Genomic DNA, 21,058 nt, shown 5'->3' with positions numbered 1-21,058 from the left:
CTAGGGACCGCCCGCTCGAGACCTTGGTCCCGTCTCGCCCGACCCGGGTCAACAGCACTGGCCCCCTGCCGATGTAGCCGGGAGACAACCGAGTGCCGGAACGGCAGTGGACGGAAGCAGAGGCCCGTGGTCCTGACGACAGCGACACCGGACAGGCCTCGTACGGAACGCCGGGCGGTGCGACCGACCGGGGTCGAACGCACCTTCTCCCCCGACGAGCTCATCGTCTCCAAGACCGATGCCCGCGGGGTGATCACCTACGCCAACGACGTGTTCCTGCGGGTCGGCGCCTACTCCCTCGACGAGGTGATCGGCCAGCCGCACAACCTGATCCGGCACCCGGACATGCCCCGCGCGGTGTTCGCCCTGCTCTGGGAGACCCTGGCCCAGCGGCAGGAGCTGTTCGCCTACATCGACAACCTGGCCGCCGACGGCGCCCACTACTGGGTGCTCGCGCACGTCACGCCCTCCTACGGGCCGGACGGCGCCGTGGTGGGCTACCACTCCAACCGGCGCCGGCCCTCCCGCGCCGGGATCGCGGCGGTCAAGCCGCTCTACGACCAACTGCTCACCGAGGAGCGGCGGCACCCCACGGCGCGGGCCGCGGTGGCGGCCTCCAGCGAGCTGCTGCGCCGGCTGATCGCGGAACGGGCACCCAGCTACGAGGACTTCATCTGGTCGATCATCAGCGAGAAGGGCGACTGAGATGCCACGGCGTCCCTCCTCCAGCGACGCGGCCGAGCTGGCCGTCTACCGGGCCTTCGTCCAGCAGCTGACCGAGGCCTGCGATGCCGCAGCCCGGGGCGACCTCGAGGCGCGCAGCCGCCCGGTCCCCGGGTCCGACGGCGTCCCGGAGCTGGTCGCGCTGCAGCACAGCGTCAACCGCGCGCTCGACGTCTCCGATGCCTTCATCCGGGAGTCCAGCGCCGCGCTGACCTCGGCGGCCGAGGGCCGCTTCCACCGGCAGGTGCTGCTCACCGGCCTGCCCGGCGCCTACCGGCAGAGCGCGTCGGACATCAACGCAGCCCGGGACGCGATGCGGTGCAGTGCCGATCGCGTGGTGGAGGCCCGGGACTCCCGGCTGCGGCTGGCCGACGAGTTCGAGTCCGTGGTGCTGGCGATGAGCGAGGGCGTGGCCACCGCGGCCACCGAGCTCAGCGCCTCCGCCGCCGGCCTCACCGGGGCAGCCACCGCCGCGAGCACCGAGGTGGACCGCGCCCAGGACTCGATCACCTCGCTGGACCGCTCCTCGACCGAGATCCGGCAGGTCATCGCGCTCATCGAGACGGTGGCCGACCAGACCCGGCTGCTCGCGCTGAACGCCACCATCGAGGCGGCCCGCGCGGGCGAGGCGGGCAAGGGGTTCGCCGTCGTCGCCTCCGAGGTCAAGGACCTCGCCGACCAGACCGCCCGGGCCACCGAGCGGGTGACCACCCAGGTGGAGACGGTGCGCGCGGCCTGCGACGACGTCGCGACCGTGATGAGCAACGTCGGGAACACCGTGACGGAGATGAACGGGCTGGTCGACGGGATCGCCGCAGCGGTCGACGGTTCCGCGTCGCTGGGGCCGGCCGGCAGCGACACCACCGGGCTGTCCCAGATGGCGGAGAAGCTGCGGTCGGAGATGACCGGCTTCCTGGGCGCGATGCGGGGCTGAGGTCCGGGGTCACCCGATGGGGGGAGCGGCGACCGGGCCGCTCCAGCGGAGGACCTGCCGGACCGATGCCCCTCCTTCGAGCACCGCCGTAACGGCACGGGGTGCCCCTCGGAGGAGGACCGGATGGATCTCGTGGGCCACCAGGGCAGTCGGCTGCCCGCGCACGGCCGGGGCGTGCGCGTGGTCGCCGTCGTCGCCGCTGCGCTGACCGGCTTCGGCGGTGCCGCAGCCGTGGACGCGCTGGTCGGCCCGCCGACGGTCCCCGTGGCGGAGGGCTTCGGCCCCGGGGACGGGCTGACCCGGTACGTGGTCACCGCAGCAGCGGGGGACGCGACGCCGGAGTTCCTGGCCGGACTGGACCAGCAGGACGGCGTCGACTCCGCGCAGCGGCTCTTCGACGGCACCGCCCTGGTCGCCGTCGACGGTCCCACCCTGCCCCAGCTGCGCGCCCTGCCCGGCGTCGCCGCGGTGGAGCTCTCCCCCTCGGTGCCGGTGTTCGGCACCGCCTCGGACCCGTACTACGCGCCGTACGCCTGGCACCTGGAGAACACCGGGTCCAACGCCTACGGCCAGTCCCCGGTGGTGGCCGACGCCGACATCGACGGCTCGGTCGGCTGGGACGCCTCCACCGGCGCCGGCCTCATCGTCGCCGTCGTCGACACCGGCTTCGACTCCGACCACCCCGACCTGGCCGGCTCGCTGTGGACCAACCCGGCCGAGTCCTGCGGCTCGGTCGACGTCGACGGCAACGGCCTGGCCGGTGACTGCCACGGCTGGAACTTCACGACGAACAGCCCCGACGTCGACAACGGCGCGGGCGGCGGGCACGGCACGTCGGTCGCCGGCGTCATCGGCGCCCGCAAGGACAACGGGGTCGGTTCGGCCGGCGTCGCCCCCGACGTGACCCTGATGCCGCTGGTGATCGGCTCCGGCGAGGGCGTCGACGTCAACCTCGGCGCCCAGGCGATCCGCTACGCCGCCGACCACGGCGCCGCCGTGGTCACCGCCTCCTGGGGCGGCCCGGGCACCGGGCCGCAACTGGACGCCCTGCGTGCCGCCATCGCCTACGCCGAGACCAAGGGCGTGCTCGTCGTCGCCGCTGCGGGCAACGACGCCGCCGACCGGGACACCGCGCCGGTGTACCCGGCGAGCCTGACCGAGCCGAACGTCGTCACGGTCGGCAACTCGACCGCCGCCGACACCGTGGCCCCCTCCTCGGCCTACGGCGCCACCTCCGTCGACCTCTTCGCCCCCGGCGAGCTCGTCTTCACCACCTCGAACGACGGCGGCTACCAGCTGGTGACAGGGACGTCGATCGCCGCACCCCAGGTGGCCGCCGCCCTGGCGCTCCACCGGGCCACCATGCCGACCGCGAGCACCGCCGAGCTGCGGGCGGCGCTGCTGGCCGACGTCGACCCGATCGCCGCCTTCACCGGCAAGTCGGTCACCGGCGGCCGGCTGAACGTCAGCCGGCTGGACCCCGGTGCGGCCTCCGTCGGCTACCAGTTCACCTCGATGACGGCCCCGACGGGCCCGGCGACTCCGCGGGTCCGGACGACCGGTCCCGAGCTGGCCGGCAGCTACGAGCTCGTGCTCGGCCTGGGCATGGAGCACGGCGGCGAGGTCTGGGCACTGTCCGGTGAGCCCGTCACGGTCGCCGGCACGACGCTGACCACCGACGACGCCGGCCAGGTCACCGTCCCGCTGGGCACGCTGACCACGGTGGAGGGCCTGGAGCTCGCCCCCTCGATCGACCTCGCCACCGGCCGCTACGCCTTCAGCGCGCAGCTGCTCGTGGACGGCCAGCCGTTCGGCAGCACCTTCGCTGCGCCGCTGCTGGTCGGCGACACCTCGACCCCGGCACCGGCACCGGACGGCGGGACGGCGCCGGGGACGGACCCCGGGACGACGGACCCCGGCACCACCGACCCCGGGACGACGGGCCCGGGCACCACCGAGCCCGGGACGACGGACCCCGGCACCGGAGGCAGCACGCCCGGCACGACCGACCCGGGCACCACCGACCCCGGCACGACGGGTCCGGGCACCACCGAGCCCGGCACGAGCGACCCCGGTACGACGGACCCGGGCACGAGCGACCCCGGGACGACGGACCCGGGCACCAGTGACCCCGGTACGACGGGTCCGGGCACCACCGAGCCCGGCACGAGCGACCCCGGCACGACGGACCCGGGCACGAGCGACCCCGGCACGACGGACCCGGGCACCAGTGACCCCGGCACGACGGACCCGGGCACCAGTGACCCCGGGACCACGGACCCCGCGCCGGGCGACACCACCCCGCCGCCGACCGTCATCACCTACCCGGAGGTCGGGCCGTTCGGGCTGACCAGCATCTCCCCAGCGGTCGTCAGCACCGCCGGCGGGACGCGGGTCACGGTCACCGGGACCAACGTCCCCGACGGCGCACGGGTGCGGATCGGGGACACCCGGGAGGCCACCGTCGTCAGCTCCGACAGCACGTCGGTCGTCTTCACCGCACCGGAGCTGGTGGTCGGGGTGTACGACGTCTCCGTCTTCGGTCCGTCCGGCACGGAGTCCTCGGTGCTGGCCGACGGCCTCACCTACGTCGAGGAGCCGGCCAGCGGCGGCACGGCGCCGGGCACGGACGACGGGTCGACGCCGGACTCCGGCAGCACGCCGGGCACGGGCGGCGGCTCGTCCCTGGTCACCGCAGTCGGGCCGAACGGCGAGCGGCTGGTGCGCTCGGCGGCCTTCGGGCGGCTAGGCAGCTCGTTCTGGTCGCTGGACTGCAGCACCAGCTGCCGAGGCGTGCTGCTCTGAGCCGCTGAGACACAGGCGCCCCCGACCGGGTACCGGTCGGGGGCGCCTGTCTTGCTAAGCTCTCGGACAGGTCACTGACCTGTCGCGGGTGTAGTTCAATGGTAGAACATCAGCTTCCCAAGCTGACAGTGCGAGTTCGATTCTCGTCACCCGCTCCACGCGCCTCACCGGCGACCAGCGCATCCGGCCCGGTGAGCCGCCAGATGGCCCCCGCCCTAGGCACCGGACATGTCCGGACAAGAACGGCGCCAGCGGACACCTGTAGTGGCACGGGAGTGGCACGGCCATGGCACGGGGCCTGAACGCCTTGGCCGTGGCTTGTCACTTTGGGCGGACACTCTGTAGAGATCCCATGCCTGCTGTCCGTCCACGCCCTCGCCAGTCCGCGCCCGTATTCCTGACCGTCCCTGAGCTGGCCGCCCGATGGTCGGCTACCGACCGGACGCTCAGGCGCATGGTCGACAGCGGGGACCTGCCCGTCACCCGCATCGGCCGGTCGGTGCGCTACCGGCTCAGCGACGTCCTGGACTACGAGGCCGAGCACTCCAACGCCAGCCTCTGAAACGGGCGACGTCGGCGGGCGACTGTTCTTCAACCGGCGGGACCTGGACGCCTACGTGGGCAAGACCTACGTCCCCGCGATATGTCCGGTCGGGACCCAGTAGAGACCGGCGACCGGCTCCGCCCAGACCCGCTCGCGGCCACCTCCGGGCGCCGCCCGGCTCCGCCGGTGGAGCCGGGGTGTCACGCCCTACGAGCAGGACTAATCAGGAACGTGACTGCTTGCGGCGCTCACACCACCATCAGCCGCCCCCGAGGAGCCACGAGAACGCGGCCACGACCGCCATGAGCGCCAGGCCTAGCACCGCCACCTTGGCGATGAGCAGGCCGATCCGCGCCAAGACAAACAGCCCGACGGCGATCGAGCCGAGCAGCCCGACGGCCGACAAGAGCGTCATGAGGAGCACGAGGGCGGCGATCACCAGGACGTCCTGCTTTCTGCGGTCCCGCTCCGAAAATAGGGCTCGGCGGCTGCCTACTTCTCGACACGGCCTGCCGCCTCGCCCACCCCGTCGCTCCGTTGAGTCACTCGATGGGGAGAGGACACCGATTCTTGGCTGCAACCCGCTAGCTGGCTCGGCTCGGCTCGGCTCGGCTCGGCTCGGCCGAGCCAGGGCAGCGGACGCGAGGTTGCATTGACGCTTCCCCGGACAGCGCTGTAGCGGGTGGCCGCTTGAGCCGGCTGGTGATGCCGGATCCGCAGACGGCCGCGTGCGACGAGTCGTGGGGCCGGTCGACCGCAACGCGATCATGGCGGGCCTTGACCTCTAGCTAGGCCCGCCCAGTCCACGAACGCCTGCCGTAGGTCGTCCACCACCGCCCCGACGCTCCTCCGGACCCGCCAGATCCGAACGCCCAACGTAGTGCCCAAGTAGGAGGCTGGCGGGGCAAGCTGGCGCCATGGCTGACGACTCCCCCGGCAAGGAGCTGCGCCTGGCGCTCACGATGAGCGCCAGCGGAGTCATCGGCGGGATCCTCGCGGGCGCCAACCCGGTGGAGTCGCTGGCGAGCGGCCTCGCCCCCGTGGCAGTCCAGGCCGCTGTCGCCATCCGGACGCACTGGGTCAACAAGAGCACCCGGTCGATCGAAGTCGCAGCCGACCGCATGGGCGTCGGCGTGGACATCGTCTTGGAGAGATCGCTCGCCTACGAGGACCGGCTGGAGCTGCTAGCCCGGGTGATCGAGGCGTCGGCCAGGTCAACCATCCCGGAGAAGGTCGAGGCACTGGGCAAAGTACTGGCCGACGGACTCCAGGAGGACGGGGACACCGCTGAGGCGCTGATCTTGGCACGAGCACTAGAAGCCTTGGACGGGCCGCACGTCGTCGTGCTCGACCACCTGGAGCGCATTCGCCTGCCACCGCCGGAGCTGCTCGACGTGCGCCACATCGGGGTCACGGGGTGGCAGGTGCCGGTGATCGCCCAGGCGTTGCCCGACCTAGCGGACGTGATGGAGCCACTGGTGGCCACCCTCAGCGGCACCGGCCTGCTGCGCGACAACACGGGCGTGAACTACAGCAGCCAGCCCGGACCAGAGGCGTGGGTCATCACGCCCACCGGCTCGCGCTGCCTCTTCCTGCTCGACTCCGACGAGCCGAGCTGATCTCGGAGAGGTTGCGCCGCACGCCGCCCGATGGACTGATCATGCGAACGACAGCGGCGGATGCGGCGCACCGCGCCACCGGAGGCCCCGGTCGGTGCGCCTGGTGCATGGACCCCAGGGGCGCCGAGTGGACCCGCCGCGCACTGGATGGTGAGTCCGTCCGCAGCATCGCGGTGGGCACCCCATACGGCGAATCGGCAGGCCGCAGGCTCCGCAACCACGTAGCCAGCACGCTGCGCGAGGTCAGCGAGGCAGTCGATGGAACTCGGGTCACCGACTTCGCCCGCCGCCTGCTGGTACTGGCCGATGAGGCGGCCGCCGTGCGGCAGCACGCGCACAAGACCCACAACGCCGGGTTGCTGCTCGAGGCGGTCGCCACCGAGCGGGACACCCTCCTCACGCTGCTCGCCCGCCTCGGCATCGACTCCGAGGAGGTACTCGGCGCCATCGGCGAGATGGACGCAATGGTCACCGCCCTCATCGAGGTCGCCCGCACACACCCCGCCCTGGCCGACGAGCTGGCCGCAGCTGTCGAAGCTGCCGGGTCCGCTGAGGTGGCCGACGCGATGCGCACCACCAGCCGCCCCACGGCTCTCACTGCAGTCCCCGCCCCCGCTCCCTCGACTGGAGTCTCCCGATGACCGACACCACCACCGACCAGACCACCGCGCCGACCGCGTTCCTCGTCCACTTCTTCGGGTCGGGCTTGATCGTCCCGACCTAGGTCACCCGCCTGAGCCGGATCACCAACAGCGAGGTGCTCGCACACAGGCAGGAGCTGCTCGTCACGCCGGAGCTGCTGGAGGCCGGCCGCAACGGACGTGGCGAGAGCGTCTTCGAGATGGACGAGGCCGCCCAGCTCGACCGGTGGCACGAGGTCAAGTTCCGGCGCGGGCCGTGGCCGGAGGGCCGTGGCCGCCACGAGCCGGGCAGCTTGGCCTGGATGGAGGCCCGGGAGGCGCGTCGTCTGGACGTCGACCGGCGCCCGGCGCCCGGAGAGCGAGCGGCCCCCAGCAGCCGCCGCCGTGCGCGCTGAGTTCGGCGAGCAGGCCACGACCTCGCGGACGACGTCCGTCTTCCGCTGACACAAGCTCCCGGCGTCGTCGGACTCAACCGCCCAGCCACGGGGCTGGGTGCCGACCGCCGGGGTTCCAAGCCTGTGCCGGGCACCGGCTCCTCCAGGTCCCCGGAGCCCGGCACAGGTGCGCCACCTCGTAGGCCCAGGGCGGCGCCAAGTGGCACCCTCCACCGTCCGGGCCGTGCTCGCCTCGGCCGCCCTGGACGACGAGACCGCCGCACGCAGAGCCTAAGCGCCCACGTAGCGACCGACCGGCGAGCCTTCGGCACTCCTGCCCGGGCGGCCCTGATGGTCGGTACGTGGCGACTCACAAGATCGACCCCGACGAGGTCCTCCTGGGCGTAGCCCTCAAGGTCTATCGGGCCCGCGTGCTGTCCGAGGGTTTGACGGAGGAGATCGACCGGGTCCTCAGCTCGCCGACCGCGGCCCGCCCGGAGGCGAACGCCGACGGCTCGTTCTCCTCGATCTACGAACCGACAGCTGAGCCGCACCCCGCGATGAGCCTCATGCTCGGCGAGTTCGCCCACAACGCCCGGAGCGCGTTGGACAACCTCGTCACCGCGCTCGTCGTGCGCAACGGCGGTACCCCCAAGAGCCACCACAAGTTCCCGCTAAGCACGCACCTCAACGAGTGGACGGCATCGGTCGCCGACCTTTGGCCAGCAGACGGGCCGCTGGCCGGTGTGACGCGCGAGGCCCTCGACCTGATCGAGGACGTCCAGCCGTTCCACGCCGACGACCCCACTCACCACCCGCTCGCGCTGGTGGGGCGGGTGAACAACGCAGACAAGCACCAGATGCTCCACGCCGCCATCTCCTACACCGCCCCCGATGCCGACCAGGAGGTGCTGTCGGTCCTGCCCGCGACCACGCAGGTACAGATCATTTGGACGCCCGCTCGGAGCGCGCTGCTAGCCCACGGCGACGAGGCCACCCGCTTCCGGTTCGTAGGTCCCGCGCCTGACGAGTTCTTGGTCAAGCTGAACTGGCCCCTCACCGTCGTGTTCCGCGACCACAAGGGCCGAGACCTCAACTTCACCGAGCTGGGCCGGATGTACGAGGCCGTGGCCCTGGCCGTCCGGCCCTGGATCGACCCGGAGTATCAGGCGTAGGTGATGAGGTGCTGACCTACTTCTCCGGCTTGCTGCGCATCTCGACCAATAGCCGTTCCAGAACAGCCTGCACGCTGAGCGGCATAGCTGCCTCGTCCTTGGTCGCGTCACCGGAGGCAAGCATCGGAACGTCACCGAAGGCACGCCTGGCCAGCAGTTGGCGCACCTCCGCCGCCTCCTTCGCACCCAGCGGGGCGACGTAGAGGTCGATCGTCAACAGCTGGACTCTCAACGTGGCTGCCCACTGAGCCGCCTTGCGGTGCTTCGCCGACTCGGCCGACAGATAGGCCGCCAACCCGAAGATCGGCAGGGCGAACGCCCCGCGCTGGAGCACCTCAGCCACGGAGCGCTCCCCCGGGACCAGGAACGCGAGAGCCACCACGACGCCCACAGTCAAGACCACCGCGAGGGCTCGCCACCCCTCCGCCTGCCGTCGCTCGGAGTTGCCGTACTTCTCGAAGTGCTGAGCAAGATCTCCAGTCGCAATCTCACCAGCGGCAGCCCTTGTGTTGTCTCGGACTTCCTTAACCTCAGCCGCCGCTCGCCTGATCACAGCCAGCTCTACCTCCGACCTGAACTGGTCTCGAAGGCGGACTAGCGACGTGATGACGTCCTTGCGAGCTACGGCCCGACGCCTCGGCCCACGAGGCACCGTGTCGTCGTCTTGAGTTGGCATTGCAGCCCAAGCACCAGCCAGGAAATCGCACAACTCGATGGCCATGCCGAGGAGATCGTCGGTGAGGTCCACGAGATCGTGCGGTGAAGTCTTCGGGGATCGACGCACGACCTCGCGCACTTGCCCCCACCGCATCGCGATCAAGTCGAGCAGCAAACCTCTATTGCCGTCGCTCAAGAAGGGTTGCCAGTCCGGCCCGTCGAGGTCACGCGGCACCTGAACCAGAAGATCGCGCCAGAGCTCAAGCATGCGCTCGGCTGGCCCAACCGCTGGAGTCGGCAGACGACCGAGGTCCGGGTGCTCCCAGAGCCTCGCTACGTCCACGACCAGGCGTTCGACGTCCTCTGCCCAAGCCACGTTGCCCCCCGGCTCACGAAGGCCCTATCCAAGCAGGCGGTTCAGCGACTGGTCGCTCTGGTACGGCCACTCACCAGGTCAGGGATAGCTAAGTGCCTCGGCACCGCTGGTGGCGCGATTCTCGATCACGAACCGCGAGGCATCACGACCGGGCATCACCGTGAGGTCGAACAGGGCGCGCACCAGCTGCTGGCGTTGCGCACAGGAAGGCCGTCGAACCCCTTGCCGGGTTGGTCCCCAGGGTCGGCCGCGCCCTTGAAGCTGACGCGCGGCCGGCTGGAGACACGGGATTCAGCAGCTGACGACCAGCCGCAACCTTCGCCCACGCCCACTGGCGCGGAAGCACAAGCTGGTCCAACCTGCTCCAGCCACTCGCAGGTTGTCACCAACACCCCGGAGTGCGTAGAGGCACTGTCAGCTTCGCCAACTCCGAGGACCCCAACAACCAACCAGAACACGAAGCGCCGGAGCACATTCGGTTCGATGCGCCAGCTCGCCTCGAATCGGTGGCAGATCCGATCCCGAGACAACGACGGCGTGGAGCACACGGGGGTTGAGACCTAACCGACCGACGCCGCCGCTGACGACGCCCTGGCCGCGTTCCGCACAGACCTTGGACGGGGTGGGTTCTTGGTCCGACCCCACCCACGGGAAGATTTGGTTCGCCGCCTACGCCGAACAGTGGGTAGTGGTCCGCCGCGTCAAGGGTCGTCCGCTGGCCGACAGCACAAAGGCGCCGTACAGGCACCAGCTCACCCGACACGTCCTGCCAACCTTGGATCGCCTGGAGCTGCGCAAGATCACCCGACGCCACGTCCGGACCTGGCACGCCAAGCTGACCGGGCCCGACGACGCAGGGGTGATCGGCGCTCCCAGGTGTTCCGGCTGGTGCGCAGCATCCTGGCGTCGGCTGTGGAGGATGAGCTGACAGTGCGAGTCCGATTCTCGTCACCCGCTTCCCTCCTCCAGCGCCCCCTCCCGGGGCGGCACGGCGACGCCTCCGCGACGCTGGTCCGGTGAGCTCCCCCCGGCCGACGGTCACCGTCCGCAGCGTCCCCACCGCCGACCTCTCCACGAGCGAGCTCGACCGGCTGCGGGAGTTCCTCGACACGGCGTTCCAAGGCCAGTTCGGCGACGACGACTGGTCCCACACCCTCGGCGGCGTGCACGTGCTGGCCACCGTGGACGGTGAGCCGGCCGGGCATGCCGCCGTCGTCGTCCGCCAGCTCATCACCGGCAGCCGGACGCTGCGGACCGGCTACGTCGAGGCCGTCGCCACCGCGGCCACGATGCGCCGCCGGGGCGTGGGGGCCGCGGTGATGGCCGAGACGGAACGGCTCGTCCGCGGCGGGTTCGAGCTCGGCGCGCTGGCCGCGAGCGAGGACGGCGCTCGGCTGTACACCGCGCGCGGGTGGCTGCCCTGGTCCGGGGACCTGGCGGCGCTGACCCCGGACGGAGTGGTCGCGACCCCGGGTGAGGTGGTGTTCGTGCTGCCCACCCCGGCCACCCCGGCGCCGCTGGACCCTGCGGTCCGGCTGGTGTGCGACTGGCGCCGGGGCGACCTGTGGTGACGCCGGCCCGGGGCGTGCGCCCCGGGCCGGCCACCGCTCAGGCGGCCTTCTTCCCCACCATCCCGTGCGGGTCGATCACGTACTTCTTCGCCGCACCGGAGTCGAAGTCCTGGTACCCCTTCGGCGCCTCGTCCAGGGAGATGGTCGTGGCGTTGACCGCCTTCGCGATCTGCACCTTGTCGTTGAGGATCGCCTTCATCAGCCCGAGGTTGTAGCGCATCACCGGGCACTGACCGGTGGTGAAGGAGAGCGACTTCGCCCAGCCGGTGCCCAGGCTCAGCGACAGCGAGCCGACCTTGGCCGCCTCGTCGATGCCCCCGGGGTCGCCGGTGACGTAGAGCCCGGGGATGCCGATCGCCCCACCGGCCGCGGTGACCTCCATCAGCGAGTTCAGCACCGTGGCCGGCGCCTCCTTGCCCGCTCCCTCGCCGTGGCCGCGGGCCTCGAAGCCCACCGCGTCGACGGCGGCGTCCACTTGGGGCTCCCCCAGGATCTGCTCGATCTGGTCCTGCGGCGAGCCCTTGGACACGTCGACGGTCTCGCAGCCGAAGCTGCGCGCCTGGGCCAGCCGCTGCTCGACGAGGTCGGCGACGATCACCACCGACGCGCCCAGCAGCTGGGCACCGACGGCCGCCGCGAGCCCCACCGGGCCGGCCCCGGCGATGTACACGGTCGAGCCGGGCTTCACCCCGGCGGTGACCGCGCCGTGGAAGCCGGTCGGGAAGATGTCCGAGAGCATGGTCAGGTCCAGGATCTTCTCCATGGCCTGGTCCTTGTCCGGGAACTTCAGCAGGTTCCAGTCGGCGTAGGGCACCGTCACGTACTCGGCCTGCCCGCCGACCCAGCCGCCCATGTCCACGTACCCGTAGGCCGCACCGGGGCGGGCCGGGTTCACGTTCAGGCAGATCCCGGTCTTGCCCTCCTTGCAGTTGCGACAGCGCCCGCAGGCGATGTTGAACGGCACCGAGCAGAGGTCGCCGACCTCGATGAACTCGACGTCCGACCCCTTCTCCACGACCTCGCCGAGGATCTCGTGGCCGAGCACCAGGTTCGGCGGCGCCGTCGTCCGGCCGCGGACCATGTGCTGGTCACTGCCGCAGATGTTGGTGGTGACCACCTTGAGGATCACCCCGTGGTTCAGCTTGCGGCCCACGTTGGCCGGGTTCACCCCCGGACCGTCCTGCAGTTCCAGCTTCGGGTAGTCGGTCTCGTGCACCTCGACCTTGCCGGGCTCGATGTACGCAACGCCTCTGTTGCCAGCCATCTGGGGAGCTCCTCAGCTCTGGGGGACCGTCCTGGTCGCACACCCTCCGGACGTCACCACGACCGGCATGCATCGGAGAGCATGGGAGGCCGAGTGTGCCCCAGGTCACGTCCACCCCGCAGCTCCGTCCGACGATGCGGACCGCCCCCCGTTGCCCTGAGACCTGGCCCACTCCTACGGTTCGCTCGTCCCCCATGATCAGGAGCCCGCGATGAAGAAGCTCATCAACGACCCGGCAGACGTCGTCGACGACGCCCTGCGCGGCATGGCCGCCGCCCACCCGGAGCTGCGGATCGACGCCGAGCACCGGGTCGTCTTCCGCGGCGACGCCCCGGTGGCGGGGAAGGTCGGGCTCGTCTCCGGCGGCGGCTCCGGCCACGAGCCGCTGCACGGCGGGTTCGTCGGGCTCGGCATGCTCGACGCCGCCTGCGCCGGCGAGGTGTTCACCTCCCCCGTCCCGGACCAGATGGTCGCGGCGACCGAGGGCGTCGACGCGGGCGCCGGCGTGCTGCACATCGTGAAGAACTACACCGGCGACGTCATGAACTTCGAGATGGCCGCCGAGCTGGTGGCCGCGGAGTCCGGCACCGAGGTGGTCGCCGTCGTGACCGACGACGACGTCGCCGTCCAGGACAGCCTGTACACCGCCGGCCGGCGCGGCGTGGGCGTCACCGTGCTGGTGGAGAAGCTGGCCGGCGCCGCCGCCGAGGAGGGCCGCCCGCTGGCCGAGGTCGCCGAGGTGGCCCGCCGGGTCAACGGGCAGGGCCGCAGCATGGGCATGGCGCTGACCTCCTGCACCGTGCCGTCCGCCGGCAAGCCCACCTTCGACCTGCCCGCGGGGGAGATGGAGCTGGGCGTGGGCATCCACGGCGAGCCCGGCCGCCGCAGGGTCCCGATGGCCCCGGCCCGGGAGGTCGCCGAGATGCTGCTGGAGCCGGTGCTGGCCGACCTGGACTTCACCGGCGGCGACGGGGTGCTCGCCTTCGTCAACGGGATGGGCGGGACGCCGCTGCTCGAGCTCTACGTGGTCTACGCCGAGGTGCAGGCGGTGCTGGCCAAGGCCGGCGTGACGGTGGCCCGCTCGCTGGTCGGCTCGTACATGACCAGCCTGGAGATGGCCGGCTGCTCGGTGACGCTGCTCAAGGTCGACGACGAGCTGATCCGGCTCTGGGACGCGCCGGTGCGCACCCCCGCGCTGCGGTGGGGGGTCTGAGCATGACCGCGCTGGACACCGACGCCCTCGGGGCCTGGGTGCGCGAGTACGCCCGCGCCGTCACCGAGCACCGCGAGGAGCTCACCGAGCTCGACTCGGCCATCGGCGACGCCGACCACGGCACGAACATGCACCGCGGGATGACCGCGGCCGTCGCCGCCCTCGACGCCACCCCGCCGGCCGACGCCGCCGCGCTGCTGAAGACGGTCGCGATGACGATGATCAGCAAGGTCGGGGGCACCAGCGGCCCGCTGTACGGGACGTTCTTCCTCCGGATGTCCGGTGCGCTGGACGACGGCTCCCCGGCTGCCTTCGCCGCTGCGTTCCGGGCCGGGGTCGAGGGCGTCGTCGCCCGCGGCAAGGCCGAGCTGGAGGACAAGACGATGGTCGACGCACTGCTGCCGGCCGCCGACGCCCTCACCGCGGCGGTCGAGGCCGGGCAGGAGCTGGACGCCGCCCTGCGAGCCGCCGCCGACGCCGCCGCGACGGGGCGCGACTCCGTCACGCCGCTGGTCGCCCGCAAGGGCCGGGCCAGCTACCTGGGCGAGCGGAGCGCCGACCACGTCGACCCGGGGGCCGAGTCGGCGGTGCTGCTGGTCGAGGCCGCCGCGGCGACGCTCGGGAGGAGCTGACCATGGCCGCCGTGGGGATCGTCGTCGTCTCGCACAGCCGGCCGCTGGCCGAGGCCGCGGTCGAGCTGGCCCGGCAGATGCTGCCGAACTCGACCCTGGCCATCGAGGTGGCCGCCGGCACCGACGACGGCGGGCTGGGCACCGACGCCGTCGCCGTCTCCACCGCGATCACGACCGCGGACACCGGCGACGGCGTGGTGGTGCTGATGGATCTGGGCAGCGCGGTCATGTCGGCCGAGACGGCGCTGGAACTGCTGGACGACGACGTCCGGGCGCGGGTGGTGCTCAGCGCCGCCCCGCTGGTCGAGGGCCTGGTCGGCGCGGCGGTGGTCGCCGCCGGCGGCGCCGACCGGGACCGGGTGGCCGCCGAGGCGCTGCGCGGCCTGGCCCCCAAGCAGGCCCACCTGGGCTGAGGAAGGACCCTGGTTCAGGCCGGGAGCAGCAGGGCGGCGTAGAGGGTCAGGCCCGGGCCGAAGGCCATCGCCACCACCGGGCCGTCGACGTCCCCGAGCTCGTCGAGCACCAGCAGCACGGTCGCCGAGGAGCAGTTGCCGTGCTCGGCGAGCACCCGGCGCGAGGGAGCCATCTGCTCCTCGGCGAGCCCGAGCTCGTCCCGGACGACGTCCAGGATCCGCGGCCCGCCCGGGTGCACGGCCCAGCCCGCCACGTCCTCGACCCGCAGGCCGGCCTCGGTGAGCAGCTCCTCGACCACGCCGCCGACGTGCCGGGCCAGCACGTCGGGCACCCGCGGCGACAGGCCCATCCGGAAACCGAGGTCGGTGACGTCCCAGGTCATGTGGTCGGCGGTGGCGTGGTCGGTGCGCGCGACCATCCCGGCGACCCGCCGTCCCCGTCGCGCGGCGGGCTCGACGACGACCGCGGCCGCGGCGTCGCTGAACAGCGCGTGGGTGACGACCTGCTCCAGGTCGGCGACGGCCGGCTGCACGTGCAGGCTGGTCAGCTCCAGGCACAGCAGCACAGCCGGCCGGGAACGTGCGGTGACGAAGTCGCTGACCGCGGCCAGCCCGGGCAGCGCTGCGTAACAGCCCATGTGGCCGACGAGCAGCCGCTGCAACCCCAGCGGCATGCCCAGGTCACTGGAGAGCCGGATGTCCAGGCCCGGGGTGGCGTACCCGGTGCAGGTGGCGACGGCGAACTGCCCGACGTCCCCGGGAGCCAGCCCGGCGGCGTCCAGTGCCGTGGCGACGGCCTGCTTGCCCAGCGGCAGGCCCTCCGTGACGTAACGCTCCATGCGGGCCCCGGTGCCCCACTGCGAGACGTCCTCGTCGACGGGGTTCACCACCGCGTGCCGGCTCCGCACGCCGGCAGCGTGGAAGACCCGCTCGGCGGCCCGCAGCCCGGCGTACTTCTCGGCGAAGTAGCCGTCCCAGACCTCGCCCTGCTCGTACCTCGCCGGCAGTGCCCGACCCGATCCGGTGATGACGGCGGCGCTCACCAGGCCGTTCCCGGCGCGTGGGGGGTGGCGGGACCGCAGACGCTCATGACCCGACGGTACGTGCGGAGCCCGGCGTCCGCCGCTCGGCGCCGGGCTCTGCACGCTTGGTCGCCGAGCCGGCGAACAGGATCCCGGTCCAGGGCATGGTGCGCATCCGCACGGTGTCCCGTCGTCCCCGCCGCCAGGCGACCAGGTCGCGCACCGACGGGCGCAGGCCGACCAGCCGCAGGTCCAGCCCCAGCCGGTCGGCCGTGGCCAGCAGCTCGCCGCGGTCGACGAACAGCGCCGGGTCGTGGATGCCCGGGGGCGGCCCGCCGGGCATCCGCTCGGCGATCCGGACGGCCACCAGCGGGGCGAGCCGGGTGGCCGCGATCGAGTCGATGACCAGCAGGCCCCCCGGCTTGAGCAGCCGGGCGCTCTCGGCGAGCACCTGCCCGGGGTCCTCGACGTGCTCGAGGATCTCCCCGGCGGTCACGACGTCGGCACACCCGTCGGCGAGCGGGACGGCGAGCACCGACCCGCGCACGACCCCGACCCCGTGCCCGCGGGCGACCTGCAGCCCGGCGAGGCCGATGTCGACGCCCACGTGCCGGTACCCCAACCGCTGCACGTGCGGGGCCATCAGGCCACCACCGCAGGCCAGGTCGACCAGGACGGCGTCGGGCGTCGACGCCGGGGGCACGTGGCCGGCCCGCGAGGCGGCGATCCACTGGAGCATCGCGAAGCCGCCGTGCGGGTCCCACCACTGGTCGGCCAGCTCGTCGTACTGCGCCGGGTCGTTGCGCTGCACGCCGCGGACGCTACTTGTCTTTGAGCGGGTCGTGGCCCCAGTTCATCAGCGACCACCGCCACTTCGACGTCTCGACGTCCTCCTTGGCGGGCTCCTGCGCCAGGTGCCGCTGCACGTAGCCGTGCACCTTGCGCATGTGCGCCAGGTCGTCGTCGGTGAGGTCGGCCTTCTTCGTGCGCAGCAGCTGCACGATCCGCCGGCCCGACTCGTGGCCGGTGGACTCCGCCGACCCGCTGCTCTTCTGCCCCACCGACTGCGACTCCTCGGTGGCCAGCCACTCCTCCAGCTCGCCGGCGGTCATGTTCACCGCCTCGCCGAACTCCCGGCGGACGGCGTCGGCGTCCTCGGCCTGGTGCTCGGACATGGGCGTCTCCCGGGTGTTGATCGACTGTGCCTGCGGTACCGCAGGTGAGTGGCGGAGAAACGGACCGAGGCGGAACGCGCCGACGCGGAGCGGACCGCCGAGGCCCGCGGCGAGACGCCCGACGAGGTGCTGGACCGCAACGTCAACGAGGTGCTGCAGGAGATCCGGGTGGCGATCACCGCCGTCCAGGTGCTGTTCGCCTTCCTGCTGACCCTGCCCTTCCAGTCCCGCTTCGCCGAACTGGGCACCTTCGGGACGACGGTCTACGCGATCACGATGACCAGCACCGCCCTGGCCACGGTGGTGCTCATCGCCCCCGTCTCCTTCCACCGGATGCTGTTCCGGCGGCGGCAGAAGGCGGCGATCGTCCAGTTCGCCGACCGGTCGCTGATGATCGGGCTCGGCCTGCTGATGACCGCCGTCGTCAGCGCGGTGCTGCTGGTGCTGGACGTGGTCCTCGGCCGATGGCCGGCGATCGTCGTGTGTGCGGCCATCGGCGTCGTCGGGCTGACCACCTGGTACCTGCTGCCGCTGCGTCGGCGGACCGAGCAGCCCTCCTAGGCTGGCCGGGTGCTGATCACCGGGAACGCACCGTGTCCGTGACCGTGGTGGGGAGCCTCAACGAGGACGTCGTGGTGACCGTCGACCGGCTGCCCGGCCGCGGGGAGACCGTCATCGGCTCGTCGGTCGCCGTCCTGCCCGGCGGCAAGGGCGCCAACCAGGCCGCGGCGGCCGGCCGGCTGGGCGCCGGGGTGCACATGGTCGGCCGGGTGGGCACCGACCCGGCCGCCGGCCGTCAGCTCGCCGCGCTCGCCGACGCGCGGGTCAACGTGGGCCGGGTGCACCGCACCGAGGGCGTGCCCACCGGGACGGCGACGATCCCGGTCGAGGCGGACGGCGGGGAGAACCTGATCGTGGTGGTGCCCGGCGCCAACGCCGAGCTGACCCCGGTGGACGTCGACGTGGACTCGGTGCACCGCGCGGGCGTGCTGCTGCTCCAGCTGGAGACGCCGCTGGACACGGTGCGGGCCGCGGCCGCCGCCACCCGGGGCACCGTCGTGCTGAACCCCGCGCCGACGCAGCCGCTGCCGGCCGACCTGCTGGCCCGGGTCGACGTGCTGGTGCCCAACGAGCACGAGTTGCGCAGGCTGGCCGACGCCCCGCCCGGCGACCTCTCCCCCGCCGAGCTGGCCGAACTGGCCCGCGGGCTCGGCGTGCGGTCGGCGGTGGTCACCCTCGGCGCCCGGGGGGCACTGGTGGTGCCGGCGGACGGCCCGGCGCTGGTGCAGGGTCCACCGCCGGTCCGGCCGGTCGACACCACCGGCGCCGGCGACTGCTTCTGCGGCGCGCTGAGCAGCGCACTCGACCGGGGCGAGCCGCTGGCCGACGCAGTCCGCTACGCGGTCACGGCGGCGGCGCTGTCGACCACCGGCCCGGGTGCGCGCGGTGCGCTGCCGGACGACGACGAGGTCCGGGCACTCCTGCCCCAGACCCCCGCGGCGACGCCCGTCGGCTGATGGTTGCGCCGCACCGGGCGGGGGCACGGGGCGGGGCATGACCGAGAGCAACGGACGCACCCCGCACGCCGAAGAGCCCGCCGAGGGCGACGCCCGCGCCGACCAGCACGAGACCGGGCGCACACCGCACCCCGAGCAGCCGGCCGAGGGCACCGACCCGGCGGCGGGCGTGGACCCGGAGAACCGGGTGACCGGGGCCTGACGCCCGCCTGAGGCGGGCCGCCGCCGGCTCAGTCCCGACCCGGCTCAGTCCCGGCCCGGCTCAGTCCCGGCCCGGCTCAGTCCCGGCCCGGCTCGTCCGGGCCCGGCTGGGCAGGGTCCGACTGGGCAGGGTCCGACTGGGCAGGGTCCGGCTGAGCAGGCGCCGGGGCGGGACCGGGCCGGCGGTCCGGGGCACGCGGCGCCCGCCGGGGTGGAGCGGTCGGCGGACGGACCGGAGTGCGTCCGGGCTGGATCGGCACGCTCGGACCGTAGCGGGCCGGGACCGGGAGCGGACCCGGTGTGGGAGGGCCGACATCGACGCAGCGCACGGCTGGGGTGATACTGATTGTGACGACCATTCCCAGTAACTGCTCTCGTGAGGACCTCCCGTGCGCCGCCTCGACCTGTTCCGCCGTCCGACGCTCGCCGCCGTGGCCGCCACCGCCACGCTGACCCTCGCCGCCTGCGGCGACTCCAGCGCCGGCGCCGGGACCACGACGACCCAGGCCGACGAGGCGGACTGCCCCGGCGAGGTGCTCGACGTCGTCGTCTCGGTGAGCCAGTGGGGCTCGATCGTGGAGCAGCTGGGCGGGGACTGCACCAACGTCACCACCGTGCTCGCCTCCTCCGCGGTCGACCCGCACGACTACGAGCCGACGACCGCCGACATCGCGGCCTTCTCCGACGCCGAGATGGTCGTGCTCAACGGCGCCGACTACGACCACTGGGCCGCCGACGCCGTCGCCACCCTCGACCCCGCGCCGGCCGTCGTCGATGCGGCCGAGGTGGTCGGCGTCGAGGGAGAGGAGCACGCCGAGGGCGAGGAGCACGCCGAGGAGGAGGAGCACGCCGAGGAGGAGCACGGTCACGGCGGGGTGAACCCGCACCTGTGGTACTCCCCGGAGCACGTCCAGGACGTCGCCGCCGCGGTGACCGAGCAGCTCAGCGAGCTGTCGCCCGACGCCGCCGACCACTTCGCCGAGCAGGCGGAGGCCTGGGAGGCGGACCTGCAGCCCTACCTGGACGAGCTGGCGGCGCTGCAGACCGCGGCCACCGGGCGTTCGTACGCCGCCACGGAGAGCGTGTTCCAGTACACCGCCGAGGCGATCGGCCTGACCGACGCCACCCCCGAGGGCTACCGCGACGCCGCCAGCAACGAGACCGACCCCGCGCCCGGCGACGTGGCGGCCTTCGAGGCGGCGCTGACCGACGGATCGGTCGACGTGCTGGTGTACAACTCTCAGACGGAGGGCAGCGTCCCCGAGCAGCTGCGCGCCGCAGCGGAGGCTGCCGACGTGCCGGTCGTCGAGGTCACCGAGTCGGCGCCGGACGGGGAGTCGTCCTTCGTGTCCTGGCAGCTGGACCAGCTGCAGCAGCTCTCGAACGCACTCGGTGGGGGTCAGTGACAGACGTCCCGACGGCCGACCAGGTCGCCGCGCGGCCACCGGCGCTCGTCCTCGACGACGTCTCGGTGGTGCGCGGCGGCCGGGTGGTCTGGTCGCAGGGCACGCTCACCGTGCCCGCGGGCGCCGTGGTCGGGGTCATCGGCCCCAACGGCGCCGGGAAGACCACGCTGTTCCAGCTGGTCCTCGGCATGCTGCCCCCGGCCGGCGGGCGGGTCGAGGTGCTGGGCCGCACCCCCAGCCGCGGCGACCGCCGGATCGGCTACGTGCCGCAGAACTACACCGCCGCACTCGGCGAGGCGGTGCGCGCCCGCGACCTGGTGATGCTCGGCCTCACCGGGGGCCGCTTCGGGCTGCGCCGCGCCTCGGCTGCCGAGCGGGCCCGGGTCGACGACGCGCTGCGCCGGGTGGGTGCCGACGGCTACGCCGACCGGCGGATGTCCGAGCTCTCCGGCGGCCAGCAGCAGCGGGTCGCGATCGCCCAGGCCATCGTGGACGACGCCGAACTGCTGCTGCTCGACGAGCCGCTGGCCAACCTCGACCTGCGCAACCAGCACGAGGTGGTCGCGCTGCTCGGCGAGCTCACCCGCGAGCGCCGGGTCACGGTGCTGGTCGTCGCGCACGACCTCAACCCACTGCTGCCCGTGCTCACCGACGCCGTCTACCTGCTCGACGGCCACCCGCACCACGACCCGATCGACGCCGTCGTCACCGAGGACCTGCTCACCCACCTGTACGGCACCCCGGTCCGGGTGGTGCGCACCGCGCAGGGCGATCTCTTCACCCGGGGCGGTTGAGC

24 protein-coding genes and 1 tRNA gene are annotated in these 21,058 nt (G+C 72.8%); 19 read left to right on the top strand and 6 right to left on the bottom strand.

Annotation, left to right across the window (positions count from 1 at the left end):
- Positions 1 to 177 precede the first annotated feature (177 nt).
- The 5 genes from O2W15_RS07575 to O2W15_RS07555 all read left to right on the top strand — a co-directional run bounded on the left by O2W15_RS07575 (position 178) and on the right by O2W15_RS07555 (position 5,024).
- Positions 178 to 705 carry a PAS domain-containing protein gene (locus tag O2W15_RS07575; RefSeq protein ID WP_269162704.1) on the top strand — a complete coding sequence of 176 codons (528 nt, stop codon included), beginning with the start codon at positions 178 to 180 and terminating at the stop codon, positions 703 to 705.
- A gap of 1 nt (position 706) precedes the next feature.
- Positions 707 to 1,657 (top strand): methyl-accepting chemotaxis protein, encoded by a 951-nt coding sequence (locus O2W15_RS07570; RefSeq protein ID WP_269178969.1) that lies wholly within the window; start codon positions 707 to 709, stop codon positions 1,655 to 1,657.
- Between the two features lie 123 nt (positions 1,658 to 1,780).
- Entirely contained in the window at positions 1,781 to 4,462 is a 2,682-nt protein-coding gene (locus tag O2W15_RS07565) for a S8 family serine peptidase (RefSeq protein WP_269178968.1), read from the top strand.
- 84 nt (positions 4,463 to 4,546) lie between these two features.
- Positions 4,547 to 4,620: transfer RNA gene (locus O2W15_RS07560), tRNA-Gly, on the top strand.
- 128 nt (positions 4,621 to 4,748) lie between these two features.
- Positions 4,749 to 5,024 carry a helix-turn-helix domain-containing protein gene (locus O2W15_RS07555; protein ID WP_331253863.1) on the top strand — a complete coding sequence of 92 codons (276 nt, stop codon included), beginning with the start codon at positions 4,749 to 4,751 and terminating at the stop codon, positions 5,022 to 5,024.
- A gap of 241 nt (positions 5,025 to 5,265) precedes the next feature.
- Here the strand turns inward: O2W15_RS07555 and O2W15_RS07550 are convergent, their stop codons facing one another.
- A complete protein-coding gene (locus O2W15_RS07550) occupies positions 5,266 to 5,445 on the bottom strand; it encodes a hypothetical protein (RefSeq protein WP_269178966.1) in 180 nt (59 codons plus the stop codon).
- Positions 5,446 to 5,923: 478 nt separating this feature from the next.
- Here O2W15_RS07550 and O2W15_RS07545 point away from each other — a divergent pair, with 478 nt between their 5' ends.
- From O2W15_RS07545 to O2W15_RS07530, 4 genes are all read left to right on the top strand, one after another.
- Positions 5,924 to 6,625 carry a hypothetical protein gene (locus tag O2W15_RS07545; RefSeq protein WP_269178965.1) on the top strand — a complete coding sequence of 234 codons (702 nt, stop codon included), beginning with the start codon at positions 5,924 to 5,926 and terminating at the stop codon, positions 6,623 to 6,625.
- A gap of 173 nt (positions 6,626 to 6,798) precedes the next feature.
- Positions 6,799 to 7,266, top strand: coding sequence for a hypothetical protein (locus tag O2W15_RS07540; RefSeq protein WP_269178964.1), 468 nt, complete (start codon positions 6,799 to 6,801; stop codon positions 7,264 to 7,266).
- A gap of 116 nt (positions 7,267 to 7,382) precedes the next feature.
- Positions 7,383 to 7,661 (top strand): hypothetical protein, encoded by a 279-nt coding sequence (locus O2W15_RS07535; protein ID WP_269178963.1) that lies wholly within the window; start codon positions 7,383 to 7,385, stop codon positions 7,659 to 7,661.
- Between the two features lie 341 nt (positions 7,662 to 8,002).
- Positions 8,003 to 8,815, top strand: a complete 813-nt coding sequence (locus O2W15_RS07530; RefSeq protein ID WP_269178962.1) for a hypothetical protein — start codon at positions 8,003 to 8,005, stop codon at positions 8,813 to 8,815.
- A gap of 16 nt (positions 8,816 to 8,831) precedes the next feature.
- On the opposite strand, the gene O2W15_RS07525 is transcribed toward O2W15_RS07530, so the two are convergent.
- Positions 8,832 to 9,740, bottom strand: a complete 909-nt coding sequence (locus O2W15_RS07525) for a hypothetical protein (protein WP_269178961.1) — start codon at positions 9,738 to 9,740, stop codon at positions 8,832 to 8,834.
- 730 nt (positions 9,741 to 10,470) lie between these two features.
- Here O2W15_RS07525 and O2W15_RS23965 point away from each other — a divergent pair.
- Both O2W15_RS23965 and O2W15_RS07520 read left to right on the top strand, forming a co-directional pair.
- On the top strand, positions 10,471 to 10,776 hold the full coding sequence (locus tag O2W15_RS23965; protein ID WP_442928847.1) for a hypothetical protein: 306 nt from the start codon (positions 10,471 to 10,473) through the stop codon (positions 10,774 to 10,776).
- 88 nt (positions 10,777 to 10,864) lie between these two features.
- Positions 10,865 to 11,419, top strand: a complete 555-nt coding sequence (locus tag O2W15_RS07520) for a GNAT family N-acetyltransferase (RefSeq protein WP_269178960.1) — start codon at positions 10,865 to 10,867, stop codon at positions 11,417 to 11,419.
- A 37-nt stretch (positions 11,420 to 11,456) separates the two neighbouring features.
- On the opposite strand, the gene fdhA is transcribed toward O2W15_RS07520, so the two are convergent.
- The gene (gene fdhA, locus O2W15_RS07515) at positions 11,457 to 12,683 is read right to left on the bottom strand and encodes a formaldehyde dehydrogenase, glutathione-independent (RefSeq protein WP_269178959.1); all 1,227 of its coding nucleotides are present in this window, start codon (positions 12,681 to 12,683) and stop codon (positions 11,457 to 11,459) included.
- A 211-nt stretch (positions 12,684 to 12,894) separates the two neighbouring features.
- Here fdhA and dhaK point away from each other — a divergent pair, with 211 nt between their 5' ends.
- From dhaK to dhaM, 3 genes are read left to right on the top strand one after another with little or no spacing between them, the layout of a single operon-like run.
- Entirely contained in the window at positions 12,895 to 13,896 is a 1,002-nt protein-coding gene (gene dhaK / locus O2W15_RS07510) for a dihydroxyacetone kinase subunit DhaK (RefSeq protein WP_269178958.1), read from the top strand.
- A gap of 2 nt (positions 13,897 to 13,898) precedes the next feature.
- Positions 13,899 to 14,528 carry a dihydroxyacetone kinase subunit DhaL gene (gene dhaL, locus O2W15_RS07505; RefSeq protein ID WP_269162690.1) on the top strand — a complete coding sequence of 210 codons (630 nt, stop codon included), beginning with the start codon at positions 13,899 to 13,901 and terminating at the stop codon, positions 14,526 to 14,528.
- A 2-nt stretch (positions 14,529 to 14,530) separates the two neighbouring features.
- Entirely contained in the window at positions 14,531 to 14,941 is a 411-nt protein-coding gene (dhaM, locus tag O2W15_RS07500; RefSeq protein ID WP_269178957.1) for a dihydroxyacetone kinase phosphoryl donor subunit DhaM, read from the top strand.
- Between the two features lie 14 nt (positions 14,942 to 14,955).
- On the opposite strand, the gene O2W15_RS07495 is transcribed toward dhaM, so the two are convergent.
- From O2W15_RS07495 to O2W15_RS07485, 3 genes are read right to left on the bottom strand one after another with little or no spacing between them, the layout of a single operon-like run.
- Positions 14,956 to 15,984, bottom strand: a complete 1,029-nt coding sequence (locus O2W15_RS07495) for a type III polyketide synthase (RefSeq protein ID WP_269178956.1) — start codon at positions 15,982 to 15,984, stop codon at positions 14,956 to 14,958.
- 43 nt (positions 15,985 to 16,027) lie between these two features.
- Positions 16,028 to 16,774, bottom strand: a complete 747-nt coding sequence (locus O2W15_RS07490; protein ID WP_269178955.1) for a methyltransferase domain-containing protein — start codon at positions 16,772 to 16,774, stop codon at positions 16,028 to 16,030.
- Between the two features lie 10 nt (positions 16,775 to 16,784).
- Entirely contained in the window at positions 16,785 to 17,138 is a 354-nt protein-coding gene (locus O2W15_RS07485; RefSeq protein ID WP_269178954.1) for a DUF3140 domain-containing protein, read from the bottom strand.
- Between the two features lie 48 nt (positions 17,139 to 17,186).
- Here O2W15_RS07485 and O2W15_RS07480 point away from each other — a divergent pair, with 48 nt between their 5' ends.
- The 5 genes from O2W15_RS07480 to O2W15_RS07460 all read left to right on the top strand — a co-directional run bounded on the left by O2W15_RS07480 (position 17,187) and on the right by O2W15_RS07460 (position 21,056).
- Positions 17,187 to 17,699: a DUF6328 family protein gene (locus O2W15_RS07480; protein ID WP_269162684.1), complete on the top strand. Its 513-nt coding sequence runs from the start codon at positions 17,187 to 17,189 to the stop codon at positions 17,697 to 17,699.
- A 32-nt stretch (positions 17,700 to 17,731) separates the two neighbouring features.
- On the top strand, positions 17,732 to 18,655 hold the full coding sequence (locus tag O2W15_RS07475) for a ribokinase (RefSeq protein ID WP_269178953.1): 924 nt from the start codon (positions 17,732 to 17,734) through the stop codon (positions 18,653 to 18,655).
- 37 nt (positions 18,656 to 18,692) lie between these two features.
- Entirely contained in the window at positions 18,693 to 18,857 is a 165-nt protein-coding gene (locus O2W15_RS07470; RefSeq protein WP_269178952.1) for a hypothetical protein, read from the top strand.
- 388 nt (positions 18,858 to 19,245) lie between these two features.
- Positions 19,246 to 20,262, top strand: a complete 1,017-nt coding sequence (locus tag O2W15_RS07465; protein WP_269178951.1) for a metal ABC transporter solute-binding protein, Zn/Mn family — start codon at positions 19,246 to 19,248, stop codon at positions 20,260 to 20,262.
- Positions 20,259 to 21,056, top strand: coding sequence for a metal ABC transporter ATP-binding protein (locus O2W15_RS07460; protein ID WP_269178950.1), 798 nt, complete (start codon positions 20,259 to 20,261; stop codon positions 21,054 to 21,056). Before O2W15_RS07465 ends, O2W15_RS07460 begins: the two co-directional genes overlap by 4 nt.
- Positions 21,057 to 21,058: the final 2 nt, after the last annotated feature.

Origin of the sequence: Modestobacter sp. VKM Ac-2979, from assembly GCF_026967995.1 — a bacterium.
GTDB lineage: Bacteria > Actinomycetota > Actinomycetes > Mycobacteriales > Geodermatophilaceae > Modestobacter.
Note: the sequence above shows the minus strand (reverse complement) of the source record. Positions and strands in the feature narration are given on the sequence as shown.